Raw genomic sequence first — 24,660 nt, 5'->3', positions numbered from 1 at the left:
ACGCTGGACTCCGCAAAGAAGACCTGCGCAATGGGCGAGACACGTGGGCGCAGCGGATCATCGGTGGCTTACTCGAGTTCGGGGAGTACGAACGCGACGAGCGTGAGTTGAGCGATATCGTCGAACGCCGCCTCAACGCGATCGAGGCGACGAACCCCCAGCGCTCGTTCACGGCGAACATCCGGGCAGTCGGCGTTCCGACCAGCGACGACGGCCAGGACTCACTCGACAAGCGACTGTCGTCGCTCGCCCCGGTGTTCGACCCACTCGACGGCCCATTCTACGATGTTGAGTCCGAACGAGTGCGTTCGAGTGGGTTCCGCGAGGCGAAAAAAGAGAAGAACGCACGCAAGGCCCTCCAGCGCCTCCTCGATCGCGACATCGTCACCGGCCGGTGGAAGACACGACCCGACTTCGTGCTGAGCGGGCGCGAACTCGCGCACTTCCTCCTCGTCCCTTCCTCCGAACAACTCTCGATGGAGGGATCTCGGGGGACACGCGCCGAGCAGCAAAGTCGGAACCCACTCTCCCGGCCGGACCCTGACCTCATGAGTGAGTTCCGTGAGGGCATGGCGATCGGCTATGCGCTCGACGAGACCGGTGAACCCGAGAATGAGCCGGTCCGTATCCCGCCAAGTCTCCTCCCTACACACTATGGGCGCTTTGGGACGACCGGCGCCGGGAAGTCGAAAGCCCAGATTAACGAACTGCTCTCCCTCTACGCGAATACGGAGGGACCATCGATCCTGATCGAACCGAAGGGCGACGGAATGACGGAGAACTACATGCGCGCTCATGCCGCTCGCTTCGGGATTGATGACCTCGAAGAGAACGTCATCCACTTCTCGATTCCCGAGGACCTCCCCGGCTTCTCCTTCTTCAACATCCAGCCCGCCCTCGAAAATGGCGTGCGCCGCGAGGACGCTATCCAGAAGAAAGCCGACCACTATGAGGAGATTCTCAAACTCGTCATGGGCCAGGAGCGCTACGAGCGCGCCACTGTCGCCCCCGGTCTGATCAAGACCCTCGTCAAGGCGCTCTTCGACGAAGAGCACGGCCGCGAAAACGGCCAGTATCGCGAGTCCGAGGACTACTTCGCGCACCGCCAACTGGAGAACGCGCTCGACCAGCTCTGGGAGGCCGGCCCGCCCCAGCCCGACCTGAGCGCGGCGCCCCAGTCGACTGACGAGGCGGTCACGCGCTCGCTACGCCGCCAGCTGCAGGCGGACAAGACGACGTTCTCGAACATTATGGGCGGGGTCAGCAACCGCCTCGGGATGGTCTCCGACGACGCGAACCTTCGCCGTATCTTCAACAACACCGAGCCCCAGTTCGACTTCCGCGATCTTCTCGACGAGGACACGGTCATCCTCTTCGACCTTGGCGACCTTCGCGAGGACGCCGCCCGCATCATGACCGGCGTCATCCTCACCAACCTCGAAGCCGCACTCCAAGAGGAGAACCAGGACGCCGAGACGCGTCCCGAGGACTACGTCGTCAACCTCCTCATCGACGAGGCCGCCTCGGTTGCCGTCTCGGACGTGATGAACAACCTACTTGAGCAGGGGCGGAGCTTCCGCCTCTCGGTCGGACTCTCGATGCAGTTCCCCGAACAGATGAAAGCCGAAGGCGGCCGTCGCGCCTATCTGAACGTCCTGAACAACATCGGCAGCCCACTCGTCGGGAAGATCAGCGTCGACCGCGAACTCGCCCAAGCAATGGCCCACGAGGAGATGGACCCCGAGGACTTTGCGAACCGCATCCGCTCACTCCCACGTGGGGAGTGGATCGCGAACCTCCCGAGTCCCGTCTTCGGTGAGACTGGCCCGTATCCATTCAGCCTCGCGCCACTCCCGATCCCGAAAGGCCATCCGGAGAGCGACCAGCCACTGACTACGGACGAGGAAGCTCGCTTTGAGGAGGCGCTCACGCGCATCCACGACCAGGTCAGCGACGCCTACGGCGTGACGGAAGACGCGACGCCGACGACGCAGACGCCCGAGGAACTCGGTGACGTCCTTGACGTCGCGGATGGGGAGTTGGACGTCGCGCTCGCGAAGGTCGTCCGGAGCGTTCAGTTGCGAACAGGGAGCCGAACGGGGAACGACTGGGTGGCAGTGGAGACGGTCGACGATGAGCTTCGCCGGCTCTTCGAGGATGCTGATGCGGATGCGCCCACGTACGACGAGCTCGCGTCGCTCCGGCAGCGCTCGCGCTTCCTCGAAACGACCGTCGACATGGACACCGACGAACTCGTGATCCGCCTCACCGACGACGGTGAGGACGTCGCGACGCCTGAAACCGGATCTGTGCAGTCTGCGGGGAGTCAGAAGCACGATACGGCCCTCGAACAGGCCGAGCAGGAGTTGACGGCAGAAGGATTCACTGTCTCCATCCTGACGCAGGACGGCAGCGAGAAACCTGACGCGCGGGCAACCCATCCCGACTTCGAGAACGCGTTCGCGATTGAGGTCGAGACCACGACACCGGAGAATCCCGCAAAGGTACTGGTGAACCTCCGGAAAGCACAGGACGAGGGAGAGTTCCCGCTCTTCGTCGTTCGACCGGGCTCGTCGCAGACAGAATGGGCAGAGCGCATTGAGCAGATACTCAACCCACCTGTCCGCGAACTCTCGGCCGGTGAAACCCGCTACTATACGACTGACGAGAACCTCACGTTCAACGGTGGGGCAACGGAGGACGGTGGCGTGACCGCTGTCCGGCCCGTCGAGGACACGAACAGTACGCAGACGGCTTGGTGTGAGGAGTCGGGAAAGCTTGTCCTCCGGACGACTGCGGACGCAGAGATTCTCAGCGTGGACTCACTCACGGATCTCTCGAAGGGGCGGATGCCGGCGACGTATAGTTACGACCCGGCGGCTGAGGAGTACATCGTCTACGAGGAGGGAACCCGCCATATCTACGAGTCGAAGCAAGCGTTCGAGGCGAACTGGGCGCGGATTAAGCGCCCGTTCGTTCCCCGCGACGACCTCGCCGTTGCGGACGCTGAAGAGATGGAGTACGCCATAATCATCCTGCCACGCGACGGGAGCGCGACAGTGTACTCTGAGGGCCGGACATACCCGATCGACACGCTCCAAGAGGTGATCGAGAGCCAGGACTCCCCAGAGAATCAGCTAATGGCGCTAGAGAGCCTCGACGAACCTGATATCGAGGAGATTGCAGACGATCCAGATGCGGTCGTCGGACAGTTTGCTGCTCAGTGTCTATCTGAGGCTCCCGACGAGCGTGTCACTGCTGGCGACGTGTATACTGCCTACGAGCAGTGGGCTGAGAACCACGGGATCGAACCAGATTCGAAATCCTGGTTCGCGCGGCGGCTGAATAAGCAGCTCTCGCTTGAGCGAACGACTGACCGGAGAGATGGGAACCAAGTCCGATACTACGAGGGAATCAAACTCACCAAGCGAGGTGGTGCGGACTGATGACCAAGTGGCCTATCCCACGAATCTATCAGAATAATAGATCGAAAGGAGCACCGTTACCGAACCTAACTGAGGTTAAGCTAGACTGTGGTATGAGGTCTGGAAAACCCGAGAAAACCGATATTCGGGGATCTGTTACAGCAAATCCCGAAAATGCCGTAACACAACGGGGTCACTCACAGAATACTGTACGGCATTTCCACGGCCAGAGAGTGGAACAATCAGGGAGTAGAGGATGGCTGTTACAGCAAAAGCCAACTAGAATAAGGCGGGGGGTACCCGTTGGGAATGGACGAAGAAGCAGGAGCGGGATTCGATGGAGTTGTTTGAACTCTGAGAATGGTGTGAGTACTGGAGGTGAGCGGCGATGAGTGATGGGGTCGATGTTGATCTGGATGTGTTGCCAGCGGAGTTGCGGGAGCGCGAGCAGTGGGTTGGGTGGCGGGTGGAGGAGCGGGGTGGGAAGGCGACGAAGGTGCCGGTGAATGCGGCGACGGGTGGTTATGGGTCGGCGACGGATGCGGTCACCTGGACGGACGTCGCGACTGCAGTTGACGCGGTTGAGTCGGGTGAGGCGGACGGGATTGGGTTCGTCTTCACGGATGAGGACCCGTTAGTTGGCGTCGATCTGGATGACTGCCGTGACCCCGAGACGGGCGCAGTTGAGGAAGACGCGACAGACATCATTGAGCGACTGGACTCGTACACGGAGGTATCGCCGTCGGGGACGGGCTTCCACGTCTTGGTGGAGGGAGAACTCCCCGAGGGGCGGAATCGGCGTGGGAGTGTGGAGTGCTACGAGACGGCGCGCTTCTTCACGGTAACGGGCGACCATGTTTCGGGGACGCCGATGCGGATTGCGCGCCGGCAGGACGCCCTGCGGGGGATTCATCGGGAGTACGTGCAGCCGGACGACGAGAGCGCCTTGACGGACGACGTCGTGACGGCGCCCGCAGACTCGGCGGGGGACGCGGCGCCGTCGAGTGAGGTCGACTTGGGGGACGAGGAGTTGGTGGAGAAGGCGATGGGGGCGTCGAATGGGGAGAAGTTCGAGCGGTTGTGGAACGGCCGGCTTGGGGGCTACGACAGTCAGTCGGAGGCCGATATGGCGTTTTGTTGCCTCTTGGCGTTCTGGACGGGCGGCGATCAGGCGCAGATGGACCGGTTATTCCGCGAGTCGGGGTTGCTGCGTGAGAAGTGGGATGAGGTCCACTACGCGGATGGGTCGACGTATGGAGAGAAGACGATCGAGCGCGCCGTCCAACGGACTTCCGAGTTCTACGAGCCCGAGGGAGGGGTGACTACGGGTGACGTGGAAGAGGACGGTCAGAGCGCGACGTCGCGTGATGACCGCGGGGAGGCGTATCTCGCGGAGAAAAATCAGGTGTTGGCGGATCGTGTTGAGACGCTCGAAGCGCGACTCGAGGAGAAAGACGACCGAATCGCGGAGTTAGAGACGATGGTCGAACGGCTCAAGAGTGAACGTGACGCCGCACAGGCAGAGTTGGATAGGGAAACAGAGTCCGGAGGGTCGGAGTCATCGATGTGGGGGCGAACGAAGAATTGGTTCGATTCTGAGTGAAGTGCCCCTCCGTCTGTACACTGGGGTAGTATATTTTTCTCGTGGAAAATATTATCTTCCTCTACTGCGTAGTGTGTGGTATGACTGGTTCGGGTGAACAGGCGGACGAACCGGGGTACGTGTCGCGGTGGAAGGAGGCGACGACGGGGTTCGACCGAGTGCGGTCGGTCGCATCGTCACTCGAAGGGCCGCGAACGGCGGGCTGGATCGCAGACGAGGCGTACGTCTCGGAGCCGACGGCGCGTGACCACCTCGAACGGCTCGTCGACCTCGGCGTGCTCGTTGTCGACGAGACAGGGCGGGGGAAGATGTACTATCCGGACCCCGTTTACACGCGGCTGACGGCGATTCAGGAACTCGTCGCGGAGAATTCGGAGACAGAACTCACCGAGCAGGCGACAGCCATCCAGGCAGATATCGAGGCGTGGCAAACGGACTACGCTGTCAAGACGCCGCGTGAGCTTCGCGTGTCGGTGACGGAGGCTATCGCGGTCGCCGAGGCACAGAAACGACTCCAGGCTGCGGCGGACTGGGAGTCCGCTCGCTATCAGCTCTCCCTCCTTCGGGACGCGATTGACCACTACGACAGCTATACTGCGCGCCCATCGGCGTCCGTATGACGCGGACGCACCGGCGACTCAGCCGAAGCAGCCCGCCACCGATCGGCTCCGCGGGCGTCAACCACCCTCCCCGGATGGTGGGCGCGACACCGAGATGATGTCGCGGCCGACAGTCCGGGTTACTCCTCGTCGTCCTTGGGTGTTGCCGCGAACGCCCCGTACAAGTCTTCGTTCTCCGCCACATCCCGATTCATGCGGCGTTGGGCGTCTTCATGCATCGTATGCCTGTCTACGGTGCTCGTGGATTTAGTCTTTCGGCGATCGACGCCCGCACACTCATCGATGCGGCAGTCCACTTCGTAGCGGCGTGCTGTCGCGACGGCGCCCGTAGATTTGGCGGGTACGACAGTCAGTCGGAGGCGGATATGGCGTTCTGTTGTCTGCTCGCGCTCTGGACGGGTGGTGATCAAGCGCAGATGGACCGGTTGTTCCGAGAGTCGGGGCTGCTGCGCGAGAAGTGGGGTGAGGGCCGCTACGCCGATAGGTTGACGTTTTGGTGATGGCCCAATGGGAGTGGCGCTAGAGACCGTCTTTTCGTGGAGCTACACGAAGCAGTTGTTTGACTCCGGTCTGGGTTACTCCGCGGTAGAAGGCTTGTACAGCCACTAGACGTCTCCAATACGTTTATGTATGAATGGGACAAAGTAATGAATTGATTGAGTATGAGTAAGACTAAGTCTGAAAAAGTTGTCTCGGTGTCGTCTCGAGGACAGGCAACGATCCCGAAAGAGTTCCGGGAGGAGTTAGGGATCGATACGCCGGGCCGGGTGAAATTCGTCCGCACTGACGATGGCGAGGTCATCGTTCGGCCCATTCAGTCAGCCACGGACCTTCGCGGCATCCTGAAAGGAAAGACCGACGAGCAGGGGCGCTCGGCAGTCGAACGGCTTCGTGAGGACCGAAAACAGGACAAAGCTAGTGATGAGGAGTTGCGCCAGCGGTACGTCAATCGCGAAGATGAGGACACGGAATGACAGCGGCACGTGATCATCCCGATACGATCGTTTTCGACACGGAACCTCTGATTGCGTACTTCTGTGATGAGTCAGGCAGTGACACCGTCGAAACCTACATCGAAGCCGTGGAAGGATCGGCTGATGGGTATATTTCCGCGATCAACCTCGCCGAGGTCCATTACGTCGTCCGCGCAATCGACGGTGAAGAACGCGCCGACGCCATCATTGATGTCCTTGCAGAAACCGGGATCCGTCGAGTCGATACTGAGGAGACGTGGCCCAGTGCAGCCGACTTCAAATTCCGCTATTCGCCAGCACTCGGCGATGCGTTTGCGCTTGCAACCGCGACACACGTTGATGGAATGCTCCTCGTCGGTGCTGATGACGATTATGACGATGTTGACGACGTCTCAATAACGCGCTTCCGAACAGACCCAGCGTAGCATCCACCCGGATCGGAGCGCGATTGCGCTTCCTTGACCACCTCTTACGTGTAGACGCCGCGCACACCCATTGATGCAAGAGACCTCTCGTAGCGGCGGACTGTCGCGACGGCGCCCACGCTGCGACACTACTCCGTCAGGGAGCCGACGACGGGACACTCGTAAGGGGACTCGATTACGTGCCATCCACAGTCGCGTGTCTCCGCCGGTCGTGTTTGTCGCCCCCAATAGGGGTAGAGGAGCCATCAAGCACCTCCTCACGCAACTATGTCCGAACACGACCAGCGACACGGAACGCGACGTCGCGATGCAGAACTCGAAACGGAACAGCACCGTCGGCGTCGAAATTTCAGGAAAGTTAGCCGTTTTTATTGGTCTCTTTGGTGCTGCCTGGATCTATTTTGATGGGCGAAATCAAAACATCGAGACCGCCGATATGTGGGCTGTTGGTTTCTTTATTGGGATGTTTATTCCGCCCATCATCGGTGCAGTAGTTGTTAGCGTATTATATCTTCAGAAACGAAAGGGTGGGGGAGGGAATGCATCCTTTGTTCGGCAATATCGATAGCCCTCATCTGGGGGAATTACGATAGAGCCGACTGAGAGTGTTAACTAGACACCGAGATCCATTGCTTCGATCTGCTCCTGGTAGCGGTTGCGGATCGTGACCTCGGTAACGTTAGCGACGTCGGCGACTTCACGCTGGGTCTTTTTCTCGTTGCAGAGGAGGCTCGCGGCGTAGATGGCGGCCGCCGCGAATCCGGTTGGAGACTTTCCCGAGAGGAGGCCCTGTTCGGCGGACGTGTCGATGATTTCGTTAGCCTTCGCGATTGTCTCCTCAGAGACGTCAAGGTCGCTTGCGAAACGCGGGACGTACTCCTTGGGGTCGGTTGGCTCCATCGCGAGACTGAGTTCCTGGGCGACGTAGCGATAGGTGCGCCCGATCTCCTTCTGGTCAACCCGTGAGACCTCCGTCACTTCCTCAAGTGATCGCGGGATGCCCTCCTTGCGGCAGGCTGCATACAGACAGGCAGTCGCAACGCCCTCGATAGAGCGCCCGCGGATGAGGTCTTCATCGAGGGCGCGCCGGTAGAGAACCGACGCAACCTCGCGAACACTCCGCGGGACGCCGAGCGCGGACGCCATCCGGTCGATCTCGGAGAGCGCGAACTGGAGGTTGCGCTCGCCGGCGTCCTTCGTCCGGATACGCTCCTGCCACGTGCGCAGCCGCCGCATCCGATCGCGCTTCTTCGAGTCGAGTGTCTGCCCGTAGGCGTCCTTATCCTTCCAGTCGATCTGGGTGGTCAGTCCCTTATCATGCATCGTCTGCGTCGTCGGCGCGCCCACCCGGCTCTTCTGGTCTTTCTCCTGGGGGTTGAACGCGCGCCACTCCGGGCCGCGGTCGATCTGATCGTCGTCGAGAACAAGCCCGCAGTCCTCGCAGAGCCGCTCGCCCTGATCCATAATGATATTTGTCGACTCACACTCCGGGCAGTGTTGGGTCTCGTCGCTGGACTGCTCCCGCTCGGCCTGCTCTTCGCTACGTTCCCGAGTCGACCGTTCCATTCACCTTGTGACAGCCACCTAATCAGATATAGGTCTTTGCCTCATGTTATCTGCAGATAGAATCGGTTCAGTTCCGAGTGTCACTCTGGTCGGCGTGTCATCGGCAACGCAGTGGTGAATTCCTCGGTGAGATCTGTCAGGATCTCCGTTGGATTCAGATCGTGGTTGTGGATGGGGGGTTCCCAGAGTTCGACGTCGAACGCGTGGGCCGCCGTCGCATCGCCGTCGGTCGCGACGACCATCAGGATCGCACTCTGGGAGATGACGAGCGTCCGATCGGCGTCCACCTCGAAATGTTCAATGTACGCGGCCTCCAGTCCCGCGCGGAGATCCACGCTGTCAGCGAGTTCGCAGTGGACGACCAGGTCATCTGCCATTCGATCCACCATACGGAATCGCGTGTGAAGTATACCTCGCACCAAGGCTGCCGCCGCCCACTCTTAACCAACGCTTCCGGGATAGTGGACGATTATGTTGGTTAAGATGTTGGAAGCCACCGGGATGTGACCGCCGTCGCGTTTGTCGGCGCCGTCGAGGGCTGCGACGCACACCACGCGTCGCGAGTGCCACCAATGACTGCACCTGAGCGACACGCCGACACAAGCGATGACGCCGAGTGCTTCGAGCGCGAGCAACTCGCCAGAGACGCGGATCAAGCCCGACGACGAATCGACGACCTGCCGGAGTCGGAGGCCCGCAAGCTGATCGCCGACTTTCTCGAGGACGACACCGTGGTAGCAGTGCCGACCGACCGCATGCTCGTTCACGCGCCGACGAACACAGTCTTCGAGGACGTCGTCCAACTCGCTGCCTACCACCAGGGTTGGGAAGCCGGTCGCGACGACGGGGTGAATGCATGAGCCAGCAGACGCTGGAGGGCTGTGCGTTCTGCGACGCCGGCCCCGAAACATCTATTATTGGTTCTCTGTAATCTATAACTAGTACATCGAATGTCCCGGACCTCGAACCAAGCGAACGGTGATCTCCTCCGTGAATTCCTCTCCATCGCGGACCTCCTCGAGGAGCCGCGCCTGGCGCAACTCTACGCATATCTCGCACGCGACGGCGAGGCGACCACGCAAGACCTCATCGAGACCCTCGACCTCCCACAGGGAACCGCATATAGCTATGTCGACCGCCTCGTCGACGCTGGCGTCATTCAGGTCGTCTCCGAGACACCACCGCGCCGATATGCAGCACGCGAGATCGAGCTCACCGTCACGACAGCCGACGGCGAGCGCGAATACACAATCACGCCGGCGCTCATCGACGCGGTCGGCCGACGCGAAACCGACGCCGACATCGACACCTACATCGACCGCCACGGGATCGCGGGACTCGCGACCGCACTCACCTATACAGTCGAACGCGAGCGGGGGGAAATGTCGCACCGGCTAATGGCCCGCGACCTCGACATCTCACCGCTCGCCGCGGAAATCATCCTGCAGGCGCTCCGACCCGTCGTCCACGAACACTTCGACATCGAGACGACTGGTGGCTCGCTCGCCGATATCGACGGTGTCGACACCGATTTTGACAACGCGTGAGCGCCATCCACATCGGCGATACCGGGCTCTTCGTCGCGATTGGCGACACCAAGAACCGCCGCTATCACACAGTCCGGACGTTCGCCTATCGGAATGATATCGGGTTCGTCCTTCCGGAGCGAGTCTATGACGAACTGACCGCTAACCGATCAGCCGATCGAACACCACCGATTGATGCAGCGATCGACGATGGCTGGGTTCGTGTTGCGGATCCGCTCAACTATACGATTCCACTTGTCTCCCGTGTGATGGACGGCGTTCAGCGGTATATCGCGACTGCTGACAGCCGACCAGAGGACGAAATCGAGCGGGCGGATGCCGCACTTGCTGGTGTCGCCGCCCAGGCCTTCAGTGAGGGAACTGCGAGCGAAGCATACGTCTACACGACCGATCACGATGCCGGAGAGGGCATCGAGACGATCTTCGCCAGCGAAGGCTACGGCGACTCAATAACATACATAAATGGATTCAGGTTCGTCAATGATCTCGTCGACTAACTACGTTGGAGGCGTGTTAGCGGGGTTTCCTAATGGTGATTGACGATGACGTCCGCCAGCTCTACGAGCGCTACCAAGCGGCGGAGAGTGACGAGGAACGCCACGAGATCGCCCTCGAAATGGGGAAGCTCGATGGGCGCCGCCACGCCGAAATCTACGACGCCCTCGAAGACGAATAACAGTTGGCGTCGCGACGGGTCTGACTCCGACTGGCTGTGAGGGGTCTCGTGTGATGAAGTCGATTGCGTTCAGTAATGCCGATTCCCTTCCGTGAGCCAGCGTAATCAGCGGATCGCACCGAGAGCGAGCGGCCAGTAGAACAGCCACGAGAGTGCGACGACGACGGCCGCAGAAACCGCGGTGACGAGTCCGAAGCGGAGGACGTCCACGGACTCGATTGGACCGCGCGTCATCGCGACGAGGACGGCGGTCGTATTGAACGGGAAGACGGTCGTCGCCCCGACCAGGAGGACCGACGCGAGCGCGAGCGGCACGGGGGCGATACCGACGCTCGCGCCGACGCGGAGGACAACCGGGAGAACGACCAGCAGTGCAGCGGAACCGGTGGAAAAAACGATCCGCACGCTGACGGCGAACGCGAGCAAAACGACGACCCCCTCCCAGTGTGAGAGCGTGTGGAAGGGAACGATAGCGGTTAGCGCACCGACGGCGTAATCGAACGCGCTGGTTGCTTCCAGTCGGTCGAGGAGGGAGAACATCGTCCCGACGAGGAAGAGGATCCCCCAGTTTACGTCCGTGAGGTCGGCGCTCGAGAGCACGTCGACGCCCGGAGACGCGAGCACGGCGACCGCGAGGGCGGCGGGGACGATGGCGGGGAGCGACACGACCGAGCCCGCGAGCCAGAGACCGACCGCGCCGACCAGCGTCGCGGTGACGAGGCATTGCTCGCGCGTGAGCCCACGATTCGGGTCGCGTCCCGGCATGGACGTGGTCCGTATCGGTGTCGGTGAGCCGCCGTAGAGCCGCGCTGCGAGCACCGCACAGACCACATAGAGGATGAGGACGGGCGGAGCCATCAGGATCGCCCAGTCGAGCCAGGTGAGCGGGTAGCCGGCCGAGCGAACGACACCGGCGGCGACGAGCGCCATTCCGCCACCGGTCATGAGCGCCAGCGACCCGATCGGGTTGACGTGGCCGAGGACGAGGAACGCCGACGTGCTGAACGACCCATCGCGGTCACGGTTGTGCGCGTCAGCGAGCTCGTGGACGACCGGGGCGAACGTCGCAGCACGCGCGACGGCGGAGGGCATCACGAACGCGAGGGCGAGGACGTGGAGGACGAACGAGCGGAACGGATGGGTCGTGCCTCCGCGAGCCACGATTCGGGAGGCGACCCATTCATCCAGTTGCGCGTTCGCGACCGCGGCGCCGAGGAGGAAGACGAGAAGCAGGAAGAAGACGAGCGAGGACGAGAACCCACTGGCGGCGGCGCGGAACGTCGGCGCGACGTCGGTCTGGATGAGGAGGACGAGCGTGAGGACGCTCGTGACGACGTACGGAAGCGCGTCGGTGAGCCAGAGCGCGAGCGCGAAGACGAACACGGCGACGGTGTCCTGGACGACCGGTGGGACGAGGACGGCTGGCACGACACTCCCCCACGCGATTGCCGCGAGAGCGGCGCAGAGGCCGGCACCACGTCGGACGGTGGTCCGCGACGGCCGTGCTCGGGTGAGTTCGTCACTCATCCCTGCGCCCCTCAGTCGGTGGACGGGCGGTATCGGTGGCGGTCATCGTGCCGCCGCTGGGCGGACGGGCTGGCAGCGGGTCGCGTGGGGCGGGCGGACGCATCGTGAGGAGGGAGTAGTGGAAGGGTGGGATGTCAGTCGTCGGCGGTTGTGCTCGACAGCGAACCGCTTTCACCGGTGTCGTGTGACGTGCCATCGACGGGGAAGTAGCAGGCGGCACTGTGTGCGTCGTCACCGGCTTCATCGAGAGTGGGTTCCGTCTCTCGGCACTCCGCGGACGCCTCGGGGCAGCGTGGGGCGAACGCACAGCCATTCGGGATGTCGACCGGGTCCGGTGGTTCGCCGTCGAGGAGGACGCGCTCGCGGTCGCTCGTCGGATCCTTCTCGGGTGCGGCGGAGAGCAATGCGGACGTGTAGGGATGTTTCGGATCGTCGACGATGCGCGCGGTCTCACCGAGTTCGACGATACGCCCGAGATACATGATGGCGAGGCGGTCGGAGACCTGTGAGAGGCTCGCGAGGTCGTGCGAGATGTAGATGATGCCGATATCCGACTCGTCGGCGAGGTCGCGTAGGAGGTTGAGGAGGTTGACCTTCAGGGAGACGTCGAGCATCGACGCGGGCTCGTCGCAGACGAGGAAGTCCGGGTCGAGCACGAGCGCGCGAGCGATCGCGACGCGCTGTCGCTGGCCACCCGAGAGCTCGTGCGGGTAGTCGTCGAGGAACTCCTCGGCGGGCGTCAGGCCGACGCGTTCGAGCGTCTCCGCCGCTTTCTCCTCCTGTCGATCTTCGGCTATCCCGTGGATGCGTAGGGGCTCGGTGACGAGTTGCCGCACCGTCTGGCGCGGGTTCAGCGAGTCGAAGGGATCCTGGAAGATGATCTGGGCGTTCCGGCGGAACTCCTTCATCCCGCCGCGCTTGTACTCCTCGACGGATTTGCCGTCGAAGACGATGTCGCCGCCGGTCGGCTCTTCGAGCATCGCGACAGTCTCGCCCAGCGTGGACTTGCCACAGCCACTCTCGCCGGCCACGCCGAGGATTTCCGAGTGGTGGAGGGAGAAGGAGACGCCATCGACGGCCTTCACCTTCGGCGGGTCCTCGCCGCGGAGCTGGTCGAGGAGCGGCTGACTCGTCGTGTACCACTTCTGGAGGTCGTCGACGCGGAGTATCTCCTCGTCACTCGTCGCGGAGGCGTCCTCGTCGCTCGGGTCGACGCCCCACGTTTCGGGGTCGGCGGCGTCGCGGCGCATCTGCGCGGCCTGCTCGGTGTGGTGGCAGGCGGACCGATGGTTCCGGTTCGGGAGGTCGACCGTCGGCGGGGTTTCGGCGGTGCACTCCTCGGTCTCGAACGGACAGCGGTCCGCGAACACACAGCCCGTCGGTGGCGCGCCGAGGCTTGGGGGCGAGCCGGGAATCGCGACCGGGTCGTCGGAGAGTTGCTCGACCTCTGGGAACGAGTTCTTCAACCCCATCGTGTAGGGATGCGTCGGGTTAACGAGGACGTTATCGACGCTTCCCTGCTCCATCACCGTCCCCCCGTAGAGGATGGAGAGTTCGTCGCAGGTCTCCGCGATAACGCCGATCTCGTGAGTGATGAGGAGGAGCGAGCTATCGATGCGCTCCTGGATGTCGAGGATCTGGTCGATGATCTTGTCCTGGACGACGACGTCGAGGCCCGTCGTTGGCTCGTCTGCGACGATGAGGTCGGGTTCGAGCGCGAGTGCCATCGCGATGGTGACGCGCTGGCGCATCCCACCGGAGAACTCGTGTGGGTATTCGTTGATGCGGTCGGGGTCGAGTCCGACGATGTCGAAGAGCTCGCGGATGCGTTCGCGGGCCTTCGCGTCCGTGACGTTCCGGTGTTTCTGAATCGCTTGGCGGATCTGCGCCCCGCACGTCATCACGGGGTCGAGGGCGTCCATCGCACTCTGTGGGATGTACGCGATCTCCTCCCAGAGGACGTCGCGGCGTTCTTCCGCCGAGAGTTCGAGCAGGTCTTGGCCCTTGAACCGGACGGAACCGCCATCAACGCGGCCGTTCCCGGGGAGGAGGCCGAGGATCGCTTCGGCGGCCGTCGACTTCCCGGAGCCGCTCTCACCAGCGAGGCCGTAGTTCACGCCTTTCTCGACGTCGAACGAGACGCCGTTGACGGCGTGCACGCGGACGTCGTCCGTACCATACGTCACCGTGAGGTCTTCGATTTCGAGGAGGCTCATTGGTCGTCGATTTCGGGATTGATGACTTCCTCGTAGGCGCGGCCGACGAGGAACACCGAGGTCGTGACGGCAGCGATGCCGAGCGCGGGCGGGATGACCCACCACCACGCGACGCGGATGCTTCCGGAGGCGAACACCTGCCGGAGCATCCGCCCCCAGCTCGTCGTCGTCGGGTCACCGAAGCCGAGGAACGCGAGGCTGGCCTGCGCGGCGATGGACCACGCGACACCGTAGGCGGTATAGAGGAAGGCGATGGGGAGGACGTTCGGCGCGACGTGCACGAACATCGTCCGTAGGTGGCCCGCGCCGCTCGCACGCGCGGACTTCACGAATGTCCGCTCGCTGGCGGAGAGCACTTCCGAGCGGATGACGCGGGCGGGCATCTTCCAGAGGAAGGCCGCGATGATCAGCGTGATAATCCAGATGTTCGGCTGGATGAACGTCAACAGGAGCAGCGCCATCGGCATGAACGGCAGCGAGAACGTGAGGTCCGTCAGCCGCATGAGCGTCTCGTCAACCCAGCCACCGAAGTAGCCGCTGACGAGGCCGACGAGGAAGCCGATCCCGCCGGTCGCGACGCCGCCAACGAGGCCGACGATCAGCGTCGGTCGCGCACCCGCGAGGAACTGACTGAAGACGTCCTTCCCGTACGCGGTCGTACCGAACGGCGCTCGAAGCGTCGGCGGATGGAGACGGAGAATCGTCCCCTGTGCGTTCTGGACGCTCGCCCGAATTGGGTCGTAGGGCGCGATCACGGGGCCGAACAGCCCGAGGAACACGAATCCCACGAGGATGGTGAACCCCGCGAGGGCGGGCGTATCGGTCGTGACGAACTGGACGTGGGAGACGAGCCAGTCGACCGTCGAACGGGCGCGTGTTCGAATCGAGTCCGCGCTCTCCGTCGACATCAGCTCCCACCCCCGGCGGAGACGGACGGATCAAAGTACGCCGACATCACGTCAGCGACGAGGTTCATCACGATGACCGCAAGCGCCATGAGGAAGACCGCGGCCTGCACGACCGGGAAGTCCTGCTGGGAGATGGACGTGACAAGCTGGCGGCCGATCCCCGGCCACCCGAAGACGACCTCGAGGAGGATGAGACCCTGGAAGATCATCCCCAGCCGGAGCGCGAAATACGTCAGAACTGGCAGGAGGGAATTCCGGCCGGCGCGCATCAGTTGTTCGGTCTCCGTGAGCCCCTTCGCACGGTGGAGCTTCAGGAACTCCGAGCCCTTCTTCTCGATGATACCGTTGCGCGCGAGCAGGAGGAAGTCACCGCTGTAGTAGAGGACGGCGACCGTGAACGGGAGGATGTAGTGGTACGCGAAGTCCAGCGAGAGGTACGTGTCGGTGAAGCCGCTCGGACTCGCCGTAATCTCGCGCATCCCGAACGCCGGGAAGAGCTCAAGGTTGTACGAGAACACGATGATGACGAGGAGCGCCGTGATGAAGACGGGCGTCGAGCGGAGGAACGTCGTCGTGACGATGCTCCCAGTCTCGAGCCACGAGCCACGATTCCACCCCGCGTACATCCCTAGGAGCGTGCTCAGGACCGCGGTCGTGACGAGCGCGGGCACGAGGAGGATGAGCGTGTTGAACAGCTTCGGGCCGAGAATCTCCCAGACCGGGCGGCTCTGCCTGATCGAGTAGCCGAACTGGAACGTGACGAGGTTCTTCAAGTAGATGACGTACTGGTCGAGGAGCGGCTGATTCAGCCCGTAGAGGGCCATGATGTCGTTGACCTGCTGCTCCGAGAGGTTCCCGGACGCGACGAGTTGCGTGAACGGGCTTCCGGGAAGGAGTCGGAGGGTGAAGAAGATCACCGAGACGGCGACGAGCGTGAGCCCCGCCGCGATGGCGATCCGCTTCGCGAGGAAGCGCTGGAACTGACTCATCGGCCAGCACCCCCACTCGCTTGTCGTGGCCGCGCTCCCGCTCGGCCAATGCTACGGTCGTCGTTGCTGTGTGTGTGACTAGTCATTGGTCAGCGAAGTTCGGTTGGTCGAGTTCCGTGCGTCGCCGGTGGCAGTTCACGTTCTGAACGCGCTCGACGAACGCTGCCCATGCCTCCCCGTTCGGGAAGCGGAGGTTGCCGGCGTCGTCCCACGTGTAGCCGGCGCGCTCGAGGATCGCACGCGCTTCCTCGATGTCGTAGCTGTAGTCGTGGGTGTTGTCGTTGTGCCAGATCGTGAGGTCGGAGATGAAGTTCTCGCCCGGCGGCACAGTCGCACGGCCCTGGAGGACTTGCTCGACGAATCCTCGCTTGTCGACCGCCTTCGCGAGCGCGACGCGGAACTCCTTGTCACGGATCAGCGGCACGGAGAACATGAGTTTCGTGTCGAGCGGTGCGAAGTTGTTCGCGACCTTCTTCTCGACGGCGTCAGTGTCGGCGACGCGCTCGGCTTGGGCGTTCGAGAGTCGGCCGGCGACGGCGTCGATTTTCTCGTTCTGCAGGCCGCCGATGAGCGCGTTGACGTTCCCGACGTTCACCCAGATGACGCGCTCGATACCCGGGCCGCGCTCGGCGGCCTCCCCAAGGTGTGTGGCGCGCCAGTCGTCGTTCCACATCCAGTGGTCGTCGTTGCGGCTGACGACGAACTTGCTGCTCTGCGACCAACTCTCGAACTCGAAGGGGCCGGTTCCAACGGGGTTCGTCGGATTGTACTGCGTCGGGCTGTCGACGTCCTCCCAGCGGTGTTTCGGGATGATGACGCTGCGGACGACGCGCTGAGTGAGGAATGCGGCGTCCGGTCGCGTGAGGTTGAATCGGACGTCGTGGTCGCCGAGCACCTCGACGGAATCGATCGGCCCGTAGAACGGCGCCTGACTCACCGCGGAGTACTGCTGGTAGAAGTCGACGGAGAACTTCACGTCCTCGGCCGTGAACGGTTCGCCGTCGTGCCACGTGACGCCCTCGCGTAGCGACATCTCGACGGTCGTGTCGTCGACGAACTCGGCGCTCGTCGCGAGCGCCGGCACGACCTCGAGTTCGGGTGACGCGTCAAAGAGGCCGTCGTAGATGTAGGTGAGGCGCTTCGCGCCTGCACCACCGCCCGACCACGGGAGGTTGAGCGAGCTCATCGAGACCGACGTCCCCTTCACGTACGCTCGCTCACCCGTCTCCGGTTGGAGATTCACTTCCGTCCACTGGAAGGAGTCGCCGGTCGGGCCGTTCCCCGGCGTCATGACGTACCCCTCCCACTTGCGCTCGTTCACCGCCGTGATGACGTCCGGGAAGAGTGTGATGAGGCCGCCGACGTCTTCGGCGAAGACCTGTTGTGCCTCGTCGACCAGTTCCTTTCGTTTCTCGCGGTCGCCAGTGAGGCGGCGTTGACGGTCGAGGAGGTCGTTCAACTCGGGATGCCAGTAATTGTCGTAGTTCGACGGGTTCGACTTATACCGGCGCATCACCAGCGGGTTCGGGTCGAGGCCGCGCTGGGGGTCCGGACCATGTGTGCTCATCGAGATCATGTTCTCGAGTCCGGCCGTGGTCCAACTCTGCGCGTACAGCTGGTTCAGCGGCCGATTGTCGAGTGACGTGCGAACGCCGAGGTCGCGCAGCGAGCGCTGAACCATGAACGCGTGCTCGCGCATCCACGGGTCGTCCTCGGTCGAGAACTCGATCGTCACCGGATCGAGGACGGCGCCGGCTTTCGCCGTGTACTCCATCGGCGGTGACTCGGCGTCGATGTTCGGCCAGTCGTGCCAGTACTTCGTCTCGACCGTCGTCGGCGTCCCGGTCGGGACGGAGGGGTCGAGGTTGACGGGTTGTGGCCCCGAGCCCATGCATCCAGCGAGTCCCGTCACGCCGACGGCACCGGCCCCTGCGACGGCGCGGAGATATCCTCGCCGGGAGGTCTCGGTGTCACCGGCTGCACCGGCATCACCATCATTATTCCTCATTACAATTCTACTATATGCCGGTATTCGGGTAGGAATTGCTCCGAAATGGAGTGATAGCTATCGTACTTTAAGTCAGATTAGGGTGTCCTAAACTATTGTTGCATGAGAATCCTGTCGTTATCGCGAGGCGAATACGAGTTCGAGCAGCGTCTCCTCCGCCGCCCGAATCCGCTCACTAAACGTCGACTGCTGGATATCGAGCGCCGCCGCAACCTCCTGAGCCGACGACTCCCGAGGAACCGTGAAATACCCCATCGTGTACGCCGTCTCAAGCGCGTCAATCTGGTCAGCAGTCAACTTCGAGACGACGACATCCGTGAGCCGCCCGCTATCCAGCGGCTCGCCCGGCCGCCCCGTCTCGTTCACCTTCACGAGATCAAACCTGCCGAACTTCACCTCAATGTCGTCAGCTAACTCACGGAACGCATCCCACTCGCTCACCGTCACAATCATCGACACCGTTCCCTCACGCACGGTCAACCGATTCGGAATCGCGTGATGCCGCAACGCGACTTCCAGCACGTACGGATAGGGCTCCTGAACGAACGCGACCACGCGCGTCACGTCGGTCCCCGCCGACCCCGACGGCACCGACTCCGTATGAAACACCGAAACACCGGAAACACCCCCGAACCAGGCCTCTAAATCGACATCCGCCGTCGTCGCAATCGTAAACGACTCCAACCACTCGCCATCCTCGACATAGAACGCGTTGTCAACCTCGACACTACCATCAGCGCCGACCCGGGTCGCGATCTCCGCGAGGATACCTGTCGGATCAGTTTCGAACTCAAGTGTAAGGATACAAACCCCCTCCACTGGATGGAATGACGAGCGCGGTAAAACCATTACTAGTCCCGCTCTCCAAACCCCCGACAGTCAAGACGGCTCCCCACCCAGGCGAACAGCTATCGCCATCCGTCGCCCGTGGCTTATAATCGTTCATGCACCAACTGCGAAGTAGCCGAGTATACAATAGACACACATGATCGGTGAAAAGAAACGCGTCCAGTTTCGCGCCCCTGGCCGGCTCATTGACCGAATGGACGCACTCGCGGACGTCCTCAGCGAGGACCGTACCGAGATCGTCGTCACTGCACTCCGTGAGTACCTGCAGGAGGTCGCGCACGACGACGCACTCAACCACGAAATCGCCGCCGCCTACTACGACGACGAGATTACCTACGACCAACTCGAGTCGCTTGTTGGCGCCGAGGAAGCCGCGAACTACCGCATCCTGAAAGAGCAACTCGACCAGGACTACATCGACGAAATTGCCGACGTTTGAGGCGTTTCTCAACACGAGACGTTAGGCAGATCCCAACCGTCGGGATGGTACGCGAATGCGCACAGCGGTATTCGAAAGACTTCGACCAATAGTCTGAGGCCTATCGACTTCGAACGTCGTCGTATGCCTGAAGAGCCACCGACCGACCCAGTACGGTCAGCTGGTGGTGCAGATACGCCCTCTAGCGACGCACTCACCCCCAAGCGGCTCGCCGAGAACGCACCGAGGCTTGAGACTGTCGTCGAACTCCTCAATCACCCGGCGCTCACGCGCGTCTACGTCTACATTTGTTACTGGGGTCCGACGACACCACCCGACGTCCAGGACGACCTCGACCTCTCGAAATCGACGGCCTACGAATACATCGACCAGCTCGTCGACCGCGGTCTCATCACGCGGGACGATTCAACACGGCCGCAGCAACTGACGGCCGAACCGATTGCTGTCGTCGACGAACACGCACCGATCGTCATCACGCCGACCGTCCTCCACGCGTTCGCCCTCCAAGAGATCGATGCGGACGTCGCGTACTTCCTCGATCGCTACGGCATCGGGAAACTCGTCGCCGCACTCCGTGGTACCGGCCTCCACTTCGCAGGGCAGACTACCCAGCGGATGGTCGCCGACGACATCGACGTTCGCGAAACGGAAGCGATGATGATTATCTACGCACTCGTCCCTGCCCTTGCCGTCGGCCGAGACCACGACCCCTATTTCGACTATCTCTTCCCCGACGTCCACGACGCGATGGAGCTTCCCGATCTTGACGAGCGGGAGACGACACCGTCCCCACCGGACGCGGAATGAGTGCAGACTCGCCACTCGCACCCGACCAAGACGTCCTCGTCGACGCGGATATCTTCTTCGCAATCGGGTATCCCTCAAATCCACAGTATCAGCGGTTTCGACGCGCAGTCCGGCGTGCGAGCGTCGTCCTCCAACTCCCGCAGCGTGTTGTCGGTGAGCTCGGTGGGCCGAATCGAGACCGCGTCCGTCGCGCACTCGATGAAGGCTGGGCAGAGATCATCGATGCGCCAGACCCGACAGCAGGAGATGCCGTCGCTGCGAGCGACATCGCACGGCGAACAATCGCCGACGTCACCGGCCAACCCGAACACGAGGTTGAGAAAACCGACGCAATCATCGCCGGGCTCGCCATCCAGTACGTCCGCGAGCAGGCATCCACCGACGTCGTTGTTCTCACTGACGATGGACCAGCACGCAACGGCGTCGAAAACGCAGTCCGCGCACAAGGCTATACCGACACGATCACCGTCTACGGCCGCTCGGACATCATCGGCGACGACTCCGGCGACACAATGCGCCTCATCTAATCGTAACAGCCAACAGCATGCTCGGCTGGCCTATCAGTCGACGTGACGCGATTCGAGACGGCGTTTCGCGTCGTGGAGTTCAGACAGCCGTCGCGTGACTGCGCGCCACTCACTCAATCGGTCGTAGGCCTCATCACGGTCCTCAGATTCGACGTCCGCGAGTACGACAGCGTCGGGCGAGGCCGCTTCGAAGGACGCTGCGAGGTCGCGTTCTCGCTCACGATACTCCGTGATTGCGTCCGCGATTGCCGCCGGCGTTTCGAACTCCCGCGTCAGTTCGGTAATTCGGCGGAACTCGGCATACGCCTCATTACGCACGAAGCGCATCGGGTCGTCCGTGGCTTTCTCGAGGATGCCGCGTTCGACGAGCCACTCGAGATGTGGCCGTACCTCCGCCGTCGCGCAGTCCGCCCGTTCCGCAATCTCCCTAGCCGACGTCGGCGCTGTCAGTGCCATCGCAACCTCGGAGACGCGCTCCACCACCGTTCGCTCTTCCAGTCTCGCCTCCCACTCCCCGGTGAGGTCGAAGTCCGGCGGGGTTTCCTCCGACATTACTCATCACTACGTCGTCGACCCCCAGTAGTTTGTGGGTGCTTGGAGAGGGTGGTGGCAGAGAGCAAGAACGTCTGCAGGTGCCCGACAGTTGGGAGTTGCGCAGGTTGTCTTCGCGGCCGATGAAGTCCGCGTCTAGACGACGGGTTCGACGATGACTGTCTCGTGCTTCAATTCGGGAATTTTTCGCGAGCCGTCTTCGCGATACTCGATCAGATCGTACGTGAAGAGCGTCTCGAGATCGCGGCTCACTGCGGCCTTGTCACGGTCAACTTCTTTCGCGAGATGCCGAACGGACTCGACGTCGCCGGCACGGACTCGCTCTAGCAACTCCTGGCGTTTCTCGGTGAGAATCGTGCTTGCGGTGTCTCGGTCGATCATCAGCACGTCGTCATAGCCAGCACGAGCTAACGCACGGGTGACTTCCGCCTTCTTCTGGGTGTGTTCTTTAGTCGCAGCCATAATCCCTCGTACTGTTGTATTCGTACCTCAACGCTAAAAGAGTTGTGTCAGTAGCCGTCTGACGGGGCTCATCGATGAGTAGATTAAAAGAGACGGGCTCTCTATCTCTCGAAAGATGGCAAAGCTCTACTCTCGACTGCTAGGCCATTACGATGGCCAGCCCTATTTCATCTCAGTCTCGGTCTCCCCAAACATCAACACAGTCGAAGACTTCTCCGTCGCAGTCCATTACAACGACCCGAACACTGAGCGTGAAGTGCAGATCGCTCGAATCGACACCGCCCACGAAACAGTACACTTCGATCGACTCTACAAACGTAACCAGCCCAAAGACACCAACGTCGACTTCTCAGTCTGGGATGCAGAGCAACATCTCGAAGAAAACTGGCGGCAGTACGCCTCGACCTACGCAGAAAACCACGCGGACTAGTTCCTGACCGCGCCGATACCTTCCATCCCGTTGTTACGCAAAGCTGTGTTGCTCTCGCGTTCAGATCGGCGAGAAGGGGTGTGACATCCCTCACAACGTATCGGGATGAGGAACGAGCGAGGCGATCGCTCGGATCAGAGTTCGGCCACGTCGGCTGATACGTCGAGCGGCGGAGCTGCATAGACAGCGTAACGCGACGGTTCGCCGCGCTCGGCGCGTGCCGCCGGTCGCCTGCTCACGGTTCACGGTGTTCACCGTTCGCGTCGCTCGCGACCGACCAGTCCGGGCATGCGGGCGCTCTCCGCACCGCCCGCGCCCGGTCCGGGCTAAAATGGATCTGGTCTCGACGCCAGCGCTTCACCCGTTCGGGTCCGGGGGACCGCGGCTAGGCCGCCCGCGACGGACGGGGTTGCGTCGCGGCGAACGGGGAATGCGCTGGCCGCTCGCTCCCGGCGGGTCGCCGCGCGCGGCTGGATAGTGGCCGCTGTGTTGAGCGCTCTCGCTCGCCCCCGCTGGGGGCGAGGCGAAGGCGCGAGCGAGAGCGCAGAGACGTCACTGTCGGGTCGTGTGAGGACTGCCGCGATGTTTGTGGCATCGCGGCGGATCGGCGCGTGAGCGCCTTCAAGTGATCAGCAATGTCGAGTCAGAACGCGAGTCAGAAGGTTGTTTCGGTGGATGAACAGTTTGGCGACGGCGAGCGCGAGACGGTTGATGAGGACGGCTTCACGGTGGTGGCGGAGACGCCGGCGTTCCAGGCCACGGTCCAAGCGGAGACGCAAGCGAAGGTGGACGCGAACCACCCAGAGGGAATCGCGGACGCGGATCAAGAGCGGATTCCCGGTGTGACGCTCGCACAGGAAGAACGCATCAAGGCACGCGAAGCAGAACTTGAGCGGATCAGCGCTCAAGCAGAGTTGGGCGAGCAGGACGGGCGTGCACGGCGGGCACGCGACGTCGCGAGCGAGCGGAGCGCCGCGTGGACCAGGGCGTTCGAGCGGCGGGCGGCCAGCGTGGACCAGTCGCTGAGTCCCGACAATGATCCTCGCGAGATGCTCTCCCAAGAGGAACTCGGGGCGGTGAACGAGCAAGCCAGGCGGTTGGCGGGCGAGCTCGATGGGTGGTCGCGGGCGGCGATCAGCCGGCGGCTCGCACAGGAAGTGCGCGACGGCGCGGACATCCCCAGTGCCGTCCTCGACGTGAAAGACGACCTTGAGGCTGCACCCGGACAGATCATCCCCATCGATCGCGTTGGGGACGTCGATCGTGGCGAGGTGAGTGTTGAGGGGACAGTCGTGCAACTGTGGGACGCCCCAGACCCGGCAGTTGAGCAAGTCGGACTGATCGAGGACGAGAGCGGAAAGACGAAATTCACCAGCTGGGTCCGGTCGAATCCGAAGATCGTTGAGGAAGGTGAGCGCGTGCAGATTCGCGGTGCAAGCACGAGCTGGTACCAGGGCCGCGTCTCGATCGCGGTCACCGGCTGGACCACCATGCTCTTCCCCGACCGCGAAGCCTGGTGGGAGTAGGGCGACCCGCGGTCTCTTTCTTTTTGTCTGCCGGACCAGACCCAGACCCCGCCGCCCCACCCACCGCTCCGTGCTCGCTCCACAGGGTCGCTGCGCGCGCAGCCACGACCTTCCGTCCAGCTTTGATCGGCTCATCGGCAACTGGACGCATGGACTGGTCAAACGGTGGTACGTCGCCTTACAGACACCCACACGAGCTCTATCTGAATATTCAGGTGAAGGCCCTCGGTTGACAAATAGGAGCCGCACGGCTAGCCGAGCGTGTGGCCGTGCCAGTCAACGAGTGACTGTGTCGAGGTCCCACAGCGCGCACACCGTTGGCTCTCAATCCGGTGCTCACCCTCCTCGCAGACGCCGTCGACAGTCGGGATGAACCCCTGTCGAGTCGTGTCTTGGTGTATCTGGTCCTTTCGGTCGCGGTCGCGTGGATTGGTGCAATCGGGGTTCAGACATCGCCACTCGCCATCTCGGCGCTTCAAGTCGGTCTTGCAGACCGAGCAGATCAGTCCTGGGTGCGTGTCGCTCTCCTCGTCTTCGTCCTCTTCTTCCGCGATCCCGATCTTCTCCGCGTAGTTGTCCACTGA

General features: G+C 62.4%; 26 protein-coding genes and 1 pseudogene. 16 read left to right on the top strand and 11 right to left on the bottom strand.

Going from position 1 to position 24,660, the window contains the following annotated elements; genetic code table 11:
• From IEX84_RS14285 to IEX84_RS14260, 7 genes and pseudogenes are all read left to right on the top strand, one after another.
• Positions 1–3,446: conjugal transfer protein (locus tag IEX84_RS14285; protein WP_188873231.1), on the top strand; the 3,446-nt coding region annotated here is incomplete at its 5' end.
• A 367-nt stretch (positions 3,447–3,813) separates the two neighbouring features.
• On the top strand, positions 3,814–5,028 hold the full coding sequence (locus tag IEX84_RS14280) for a phage NrS-1 polymerase family protein (protein ID WP_188873230.1): 1,215 nt from the start codon (positions 3,814–3,816) through the stop codon (positions 5,026–5,028).
• A gap of 80 nt (positions 5,029–5,108) precedes the next feature.
• Positions 5,109–5,648: a winged helix-turn-helix domain-containing protein gene (locus tag IEX84_RS14275; protein ID WP_229732393.1), complete on the top strand. Its 540-nt coding sequence runs from the start codon at positions 5,109–5,111 to the stop codon at positions 5,646–5,648.
• Between the two features lie 338 nt (positions 5,649–5,986).
• Positions 5,987–6,142: pseudogene (locus IEX84_RS14790) on the top strand (phage NrS-1 polymerase family protein); the annotation flags it as partial.
• A gap of 168 nt (positions 6,143–6,310) precedes the next feature.
• Positions 6,311–6,622 (top strand): AbrB/MazE/SpoVT family DNA-binding domain-containing protein, encoded by a 312-nt coding sequence (locus tag IEX84_RS14270; RefSeq protein WP_188873229.1) that lies wholly within the window; start codon positions 6,311–6,313, stop codon positions 6,620–6,622.
• Positions 6,619–7,047 carry a PIN domain-containing protein gene (locus tag IEX84_RS14265; protein ID WP_188873228.1) on the top strand — a complete coding sequence of 143 codons (429 nt, stop codon included), beginning with the start codon at positions 6,619–6,621 and terminating at the stop codon, positions 7,045–7,047. Before IEX84_RS14270 ends, IEX84_RS14265 begins: the two co-directional genes overlap by 4 nt.
• A 307-nt stretch (positions 7,048–7,354) precedes the next feature.
• The gene (locus IEX84_RS14260) at positions 7,355–7,615 is read left to right on the top strand and encodes a hypothetical protein (RefSeq protein WP_188873227.1); all 261 of its coding nucleotides are present in this window, start codon (positions 7,355–7,357) and stop codon (positions 7,613–7,615) included.
• A gap of 44 nt (positions 7,616–7,659) precedes the next feature.
• Here the strand turns inward: IEX84_RS14260 and IEX84_RS14255 are convergent, their stop codons facing one another.
• Positions 7,660–8,613, bottom strand: coding sequence for a transcription initiation factor IIB (locus tag IEX84_RS14255; protein WP_188873226.1), 954 nt, complete (start codon positions 8,611–8,613; stop codon positions 7,660–7,662).
• A gap of 80 nt (positions 8,614–8,693) precedes the next feature.
• On the bottom strand, positions 8,694–8,990 hold the full coding sequence (locus IEX84_RS14250) for a hypothetical protein (RefSeq protein WP_229732392.1): 297 nt from the start codon (positions 8,988–8,990) through the stop codon (positions 8,694–8,696).
• A 126-nt stretch (positions 8,991–9,116) separates the two neighbouring features.
• On the opposite strand from IEX84_RS14250, the gene IEX84_RS14245 reads away from it, so the two are divergent.
• The 4 genes from IEX84_RS14245 to IEX84_RS14230 all read left to right on the top strand — a co-directional run bounded on the left by IEX84_RS14245 (position 9,117) and on the right by IEX84_RS14230 (position 10,836).
• Positions 9,117–9,473, top strand: coding sequence for a hypothetical protein (locus IEX84_RS14245; RefSeq protein WP_188873224.1), 357 nt, complete (start codon positions 9,117–9,119; stop codon positions 9,471–9,473).
• Positions 9,474–9,563: 90 nt separating this feature from the next.
• Positions 9,564–10,160 (top strand): DUF7437 domain-containing protein, encoded by a 597-nt coding sequence (locus tag IEX84_RS14240; RefSeq protein WP_188873223.1) that lies wholly within the window; start codon positions 9,564–9,566, stop codon positions 10,158–10,160.
• Positions 10,157–10,657, top strand: coding sequence for a hypothetical protein (locus IEX84_RS14235; RefSeq protein ID WP_188873222.1), 501 nt, complete (start codon positions 10,157–10,159; stop codon positions 10,655–10,657). The genes IEX84_RS14240 and IEX84_RS14235 overlap by 4 nt, the downstream gene beginning before the upstream one ends.
• A 32-nt stretch (positions 10,658–10,689) precedes the next feature.
• The gene (locus IEX84_RS14230; protein ID WP_188873221.1) at positions 10,690–10,836 is read left to right on the top strand and encodes a hypothetical protein; all 147 of its coding nucleotides are present in this window, start codon (positions 10,690–10,692) and stop codon (positions 10,834–10,836) included.
• Between the two features lie 105 nt (positions 10,837–10,941).
• On the opposite strand, the gene IEX84_RS14225 is transcribed toward IEX84_RS14230, so the two are convergent.
• The 6 genes from IEX84_RS14225 to IEX84_RS14200 form a co-directional block, all read right to left on the bottom strand.
• Positions 10,942–12,363: an SLC13 family permease gene (locus IEX84_RS14225; protein WP_188873220.1), complete on the bottom strand. Its 1,422-nt coding sequence runs from the start codon at positions 12,361–12,363 to the stop codon at positions 10,942–10,944.
• 134 nt (positions 12,364–12,497) lie between these two features.
• A complete protein-coding gene (locus IEX84_RS14220) occupies positions 12,498–14,579 on the bottom strand; it encodes a dipeptide ABC transporter ATP-binding protein (protein WP_188873219.1) in 2,082 nt (693 codons plus the stop codon).
• Positions 14,576–15,487, bottom strand: coding sequence for an ABC transporter permease (locus IEX84_RS14215; protein ID WP_188873218.1), 912 nt, complete (start codon positions 15,485–15,487; stop codon positions 14,576–14,578). The genes IEX84_RS14220 and IEX84_RS14215 overlap by 4 nt, the downstream gene beginning before the upstream one ends.
• A complete protein-coding gene (locus tag IEX84_RS14210; RefSeq protein WP_188873217.1) occupies positions 15,487–16,476 on the bottom strand; it encodes an ABC transporter permease in 990 nt (329 codons plus the stop codon). The genes IEX84_RS14215 and IEX84_RS14210 overlap by 1 nt, the downstream gene beginning before the upstream one ends.
• An 82-nt stretch (positions 16,477–16,558) precedes the next feature.
• Positions 16,559–18,484, bottom strand: a complete 1,926-nt coding sequence (locus tag IEX84_RS14205; protein WP_188873216.1) for an ABC transporter substrate-binding protein — start codon at positions 18,482–18,484, stop codon at positions 16,559–16,561.
• Between the two features lie 117 nt (positions 18,485–18,601).
• The gene (locus tag IEX84_RS14200; RefSeq protein ID WP_229732391.1) at positions 18,602–19,303 is read right to left on the bottom strand and encodes a helix-turn-helix domain-containing protein; all 702 of its coding nucleotides are present in this window, start codon (positions 19,301–19,303) and stop codon (positions 18,602–18,604) included.
• A gap of 166 nt (positions 19,304–19,469) precedes the next feature.
• Between IEX84_RS14200 and IEX84_RS14195 the strand changes: the two genes are divergently transcribed.
• The 3 genes from IEX84_RS14195 to IEX84_RS14185 all read left to right on the top strand — a co-directional run bounded on the left by IEX84_RS14195 (position 19,470) and on the right by IEX84_RS14185 (position 21,106).
• A complete protein-coding gene (locus IEX84_RS14195; protein ID WP_188873214.1) occupies positions 19,470–19,772 on the top strand; it encodes a hypothetical protein in 303 nt (100 codons plus the stop codon).
• A gap of 123 nt (positions 19,773–19,895) precedes the next feature.
• The gene (locus tag IEX84_RS14190) at positions 19,896–20,579 is read left to right on the top strand and encodes a DUF7437 domain-containing protein (protein WP_188873213.1); all 684 of its coding nucleotides are present in this window, start codon (positions 19,896–19,898) and stop codon (positions 20,577–20,579) included.
• Positions 20,576–21,106: a hypothetical protein gene (locus IEX84_RS14185; RefSeq protein ID WP_188873212.1), complete on the top strand. Its 531-nt coding sequence runs from the start codon at positions 20,576–20,578 to the stop codon at positions 21,104–21,106. Before IEX84_RS14190 ends, IEX84_RS14185 begins: the two co-directional genes overlap by 4 nt.
• Positions 21,107–21,139: 33 nt before the next feature.
• On the opposite strand, the gene IEX84_RS14180 is transcribed toward IEX84_RS14185, so the two are convergent.
• Complete coding sequence (locus IEX84_RS14180) at positions 21,140–21,589, bottom strand: DUF7342 family protein (RefSeq protein ID WP_229732390.1); 450 nt, start codon at positions 21,587–21,589, stop codon at positions 21,140–21,142.
• Between the two features lie 204 nt (positions 21,590–21,793).
• Complete coding sequence (locus tag IEX84_RS14640; protein ID WP_229732389.1) at positions 21,794–22,120, bottom strand: HVO_A0114 family putative DNA-binding protein; 327 nt, start codon at positions 22,118–22,120, stop codon at positions 21,794–21,796.
• Between the two features lie 115 nt (positions 22,121–22,235).
• Between IEX84_RS14640 and IEX84_RS14170 the strand changes: the two genes are divergently transcribed.
• Both IEX84_RS14170 and IEX84_RS14165 read left to right on the top strand, forming a co-directional pair.
• Positions 22,236–22,550 carry a DUF7718 family protein gene (locus IEX84_RS14170; protein WP_188873210.1) on the top strand — a complete coding sequence of 105 codons (315 nt, stop codon included), beginning with the start codon at positions 22,236–22,238 and terminating at the stop codon, positions 22,548–22,550.
• Between the two features lie 635 nt (positions 22,551–23,185).
• Positions 23,186–24,076: a DNA-binding protein gene (locus IEX84_RS14165; protein WP_188873209.1), complete on the top strand. Its 891-nt coding sequence runs from the start codon at positions 23,186–23,188 to the stop codon at positions 24,074–24,076.
• Between the two features lie 251 nt (positions 24,077–24,327).
• On the opposite strand, the gene IEX84_RS14160 is transcribed toward IEX84_RS14165, so the two are convergent.
• On the bottom strand, positions 24,328–24,660 hold a 333-nt coding region (locus IEX84_RS14160), incomplete at its 5' end, for a hypothetical protein (RefSeq protein WP_188873208.1).

The sequence above is a fragment of the Halarchaeum rubridurum genome, from assembly GCF_014647115.1.
In the GTDB taxonomy this organism is placed as follows: domain Archaea; phylum Halobacteriota; class Halobacteria; order Halobacteriales; family Halobacteriaceae; genus Halarchaeum; species Halarchaeum rubridurum.
This window is presented reverse-complemented; position numbering and strand designations above follow the sequence as displayed.